Source organism: Arthrobacter sp. Y3223164, from assembly GCF_059091005.1.
This window is the reverse complement of the sequence record NZ_JBNHGF010000318.1, coordinates 1-3201: the sequence shown is the minus strand read 5'-3', so window position 1 is coordinate 3201 and position 3201 is coordinate 1. Positions and strand designations below refer to the sequence as shown.

The following is a 3201-nucleotide window of genomic DNA, read 5'->3' as shown; positions in this document are numbered from 1 at the left end:
GCGGCGGCGGCGAGCTCGTCGCCCCGGCCGGGCATCGCGCCGGGCATGGTTTGGAACACCCGCAGGCACATCAGGCCCACCACCTCGGCGGAGCCGTAGATGTAGTCCGCCAACGAATCTGCGGTGTGTTCGGCCACCGTGATGTCCGCGCGCATCGAGGCGAAAAACGGCCGGGTCAGGTCGACGCCGATGCCGCACGCGCGGGCGGTCCCGGCGAACGCGTGCACCACCATGTTGGTGCTGTAACCGGTCAGCAGCGCGGTCTCCGTCTCGTGTTCCAGCCTGTTCAGCTGGTCGCGCACGGCCACGGCGTCGAGCCCGGCCTCGGCAGCCGCACCGTCCACCGCTTCGTCGGCCACCCGGACCAGCGCATAGATGTTGGCGATGTGCCGGCGTTCCTCCGGCCCGAGCAGCCGGCACGCCAAGCCGAAGGAGGTGGAATAGCGGGCAATCACGACGCCGGCGCTGCGGCCGGCGGCGTCGGTGTACCGGAGCAGTGGGTTCGGTTCCATGGCCCTAGTTCCCCCTCGTCAGCACCTGGTTGCAGACCCGCGCCAGTTCGCTCCACGCGCCGGCGTCCAGGGACAGGAGTCGGGACTCCTCGAGCGCTTCGTCCACCAGGATGCGGGCGAGCCGCATCGCCTGCGCGTCGGCGCCGCAGTCCGTGAGCGCCGCGCGGACCTCACCGATCCCCGCCTCGCCGCGGCGAAACGCGGCCAGCAGGTCATCGAACCCTTCCGCCTCCGCCGCAAACGCGGTCAGCACGGTGCGTTTGCCTTCACGCAGGTCGGATTCGGCGGACTTCCCGGTGGTGCCGGGCTCCCCGAAGGTCCCGAGAACGTCGTCCACGATCTGGTAGGCCAGCCCAATGCGGCGGCCGACCGCGGCGAGTGCCTCGGCCGGGTGTCGGTCGGCGCCGGCCAACAGCGCCCCGGCTTTCAGCGGCGCCTCAAAGGAGTAGGCCGCCGTCTTCAAACGTTCCATGCCGAGGACGTCGCCCAGGCCGGGGCTTTCCGTCGCCGCCGACAGCAGGACATCATCCAGTTCGCCCGCGGCCGAGGCGAACACGGCGTCGTGGACCGTTTCCATCAGGACGTCGGCGCACGGCAGCCCGGCGCCGGAGCTGCCGGCCATCCGCAGGGCACCGGTCAGCAGGAGGTCGCCGGCAATGATCGACGCCGCGTGGCCCAGGTGCTCGGCCTCGGGCCCGGGCAGCCCCTGACCCCTGGCGTCGTCCCGGTAACGGGCTCCGATGGTTGGCAGGCCGCGGCGGACGAAGTCCCTGTCGATGACGTCGTCGTGCACCACCAGCGCGGTGTGCAGCAGCTCGAACGCCGCGCCTAGCCGGGCGCAGCGGCGCGGATCCTCGCCGCCGAAGGACTTGTACGCGAGCTGCACCATCCTGGGCCGCAGCCGCTTGCCGCCGCCCAGCGCAGCCTCAATCCGGTCCCACAGCACGGGAAAAGTACGCGAGAGCTTGCCGGCCCGGCTGCGGTTCCCTGCAGTAAATCGCTGAAGCTCCGCTTCGACGAGGGGGCCTACTTGCCGCCAGCCACAGGGATCCGACGCTGCCTCGGCGGCCGCGCGGCTTTCGGCGTTCAGAGTCATGACTGACCTTCTCCCCAAGGTTGGGAGCGTGCAGGCTGCCCCCGTCACTTCTGCACTTCGTTGTTCCATAGTGTGCGTCACCGGGGCCCGGTGCGCGACCATTGCCTGCAATTGGCGGGGTCAAAATCCCCAACTAGTCGGCCGGTTTGGCGGGCTCCCGCGCCGATATCCGGCAAAGGCTTGCCAGCGGCGGCCCCATCATGGAACGTAGTAAGCACACTTAGCATCGTTGGGGTATATCGTCCGGACCCTGGCGTCACGTGAGGCCGGTCAGGCTTCCTCACCCTAAGGAACAAACCATGACACCGACACCGCAACAGCCGGTCACCGACGACAGCATCAAGGTCCGCCAGCTCAGCCACTACCAGTTCACCTGGGTAGCCGGTGAGCCGGGGGCCCGCGGCACCTGGACCCTGCAACTGGTCCTGGACCAGGGCGCGTGGGAAGAGGTGCTGACGCTGGACGCCGACGACGCCGACAACCTCCAGGACCTCCTCTCCACCGCGGAGACCGTGTACTACGACATCGCCCGCCGCACGCTGATGTTCGGCACCACCAAGGCCGGCCACCACTAGCCACGGGGCGACGGTGGAACCAGCCGGGCGCTAAACCGTCAACGGTTTCCGCGGCGGGGGCTGTGCTGAGATGCTGGTGGCGTGACAACAATCTCGACCGAGCCGCCCCGGACCGCGCTGAGCTGGAAACTGGTGCCGGCGCTGCTCCTCTCGGCGTCCGGCGTGCTGCTTTTTGCCGTCGAGAATGGGCCCCTCGGCTACGGCCTGCTCGCGCTGAGCGTGGCCACGGCGGCGTTGGTTGACCGGGAGTTTGTGCGGCATCTTGCGCTGATCGCGGCCGGGATGCTGATCATCAGCCTGGTGCCGCTGAACGCCGACCTGAGCCTCGGGCACATGGCCCTGATGGGCGGCGCCCTCGCGTTGGCCGTCCTGGTGCCGTGGTTGGTGTCGAGGTTTGTCTACCGGGAGAAGATCATCAGGTTTCCGGTGAACACGGGCCGCAAATGGCCGTTGTCCGCCAAGCTGTACCTCATCGGCGTCGTGGCGCTCGGCTACTTCATCCTGCCGGTGTACCTGGTCAGCACGGGCGTTTACCAAAATTGGCCGGATGCCTCCGACCCCACAATCTTCTGGCGGCTCTTTCTCGGCGTGAACGCCGTCGGCATCTGGGACGAACTGTTCTTCATCTGCACCACCTTCACGCTGCTGCGCCGGCATTTTCCCGACTGGCTGGCCAACCTCCTGCAGGCCGTCGTGTTCTCGTCCTTCCTGTGGGAAATCGGTTACCAGGCGTGGGGGCCGCTGCTGACCTTCCCGTTCGCGCTGCTGCAGGGCTATACGTTCAAGCTGACGAAGTCGTTCACCTACGTGGTATCCGTGCACCTGATCTTCGACTTCGTGCTGTTCCTGGCGCTGGTGCACGCGCACAACCGCGACTGGCTGCCGATCTTCCTGTACTGACCGTGCTGCTCCCCCGCGCACCAGGACGTAGAGGGGCCCGGCGGCACAGGGACGCGAAGGGGCCCCCGGCACGCAGGACACAAAGGGGCCCGGCGGCACCCCTGTGCGGGGTGCCGCC

At 68.3% G+C, this 3201-nt stretch carries 4 protein-coding genes; 2 read left to right on the top strand and 2 right to left on the bottom strand.

What is annotated here, in order from left to right:
- Nucleotides 1-512, bottom strand: a 512-nt coding sequence (locus AC5RUJ_RS13260) for a squalene/phytoene synthase family protein (RefSeq protein WP_494155983.1), incomplete at its 3' end; no start/stop codon positions are given.
- Nucleotides 513-516: 4 nt separating this feature from the next.
- Entirely contained in the window at nt 517-1608 is a 1092-nt protein-coding gene (locus AC5RUJ_RS13255) for a polyprenyl synthetase family protein (RefSeq protein ID WP_494128540.1), read from the bottom strand.
- A gap of 299 nt (nt 1609-1907) precedes the next feature.
- Here AC5RUJ_RS13255 and AC5RUJ_RS13250 point away from each other — a divergent pair, with 299 nt between their 5' ends.
- Entirely contained in the window at nt 1908-2183 is a 276-nt protein-coding gene (locus AC5RUJ_RS13250; RefSeq protein ID WP_494001649.1) for a hypothetical protein, read from the top strand.
- Between the two features lie 81 nt (nt 2184-2264).
- On the top strand, nt 2265-3083 hold the full coding sequence (locus AC5RUJ_RS13245) for a CPBP family intramembrane glutamic endopeptidase (RefSeq protein ID WP_494128541.1): 819 nt from the start codon (nt 2265-2267) through the stop codon (nt 3081-3083).
- Nucleotides 3084-3201 lie beyond the last annotated feature (118 nt).